The organism is Oleiphilus sp. HI0128 (assembly GCF_001635365.1).
The window spans coordinates 1-1,029 of the sequence record NZ_LWGG01001579.1; the positions used below are offsets into that span (position 1 = coordinate 1).

Consider the following 1,029-nt stretch of genomic DNA (forward strand, 5'->3'; position numbering starts at 1 on the left):
TCGTACTAAAGGAATATCTATGACAGGTCTGACAGAAGATAAACTGCAAGAGTTTGCTAATGGTGTGGCTGATTTGTGTGATCAGTTAGGTGTTGAGGATCATGAAGAGAAATTGACCGCGATTGGGAATACTTTTATAGGGGCAGCGCTTTCACTAGGGAAACCCAACTTCTCAGTCAATGTTGATGGCTTAGCTACAGCTTCTGTTGAATCCGTTCTAGAGGCCGTCGAAGAAGAATAATTAAGGTTGATCGAACAGGTCTAATTGTTTTTCTGAACTGTTTTTTCTTCGTAAGGTAAAGCCAAGTTGGGAATGTACTTCTGATAACCAGGCTCGATAAGCCTGTCCACACCTAGCTTCAAATGGGTAAGCCTGGTTTAGTTTTTTCCGTATCAGCTTCACATCATTTTTCCCCGTTTCGAGGATAACTGCATGAATAATTGGTCCCGCGAGCTCTCTATAATGATCTAATTTCGACGCAGAAGACACGGGTTCCAGACAGCTGACCAGGTTAAATTAATGCACAGTGAAAGTTTGAGTGACTGCCCTTGCCTGATCGGAAAGCGTTTTATTGAGATTCTTAACTAAAAGGTTAAAGGTAACCAGAGTAAAACCATCTTGCGCATATTCGAAAACAGCGTCTATATCCAGGATGAACCCTTTTATCAATGTTGGTTTGAACTAGGTCCAGCATGAGTTCTACAGCATCGGTTAAACCATCTATGTCTTCACAGAAAGGAATCTCTATAGGTCTTTTCAAAAAAACTGCCTTCATTTTTTTTCTATTATGCATCAGGGATGTTTGGCTAGTATAACTCAATTGCAACAGATGCCTCTGCACAATTGTCAGGCTCAGATATCAAGCAGGTCTCTATTATAACATTGGCATCTTTTGGAATAATATCCAGAAAATCCGTTGCATCGACAACATGATTTTGGATACCTTCAGGCTTATTTAAAGGAATACTTGTTGTAGAAAATTGGTTCAAATTATCCTTTGCATATACACTTTCAAATGAAGCGAATTC

2 protein-coding genes are annotated in these 1,029 nt (G+C 39.7%); one reads left to right on the plus strand and one right to left on the minus strand.

The genetic code is table 11. The features are described from left to right. Positions 1 to 241 (plus strand): hypothetical protein (locus tag A3763_RS25910; RefSeq protein ID WP_231872328.1); only part of this gene is annotated, 241 nt, incomplete at its 5' end. Between the two features lie 566 nt (positions 242 to 807). Here the strand turns inward: A3763_RS25910 and A3763_RS25920 are convergent. Then, positions 808 to 1,029 (minus strand): hypothetical protein (locus tag A3763_RS25920; RefSeq protein ID WP_231872329.1); only part of this gene is annotated, 222 nt, incomplete at its 5' end.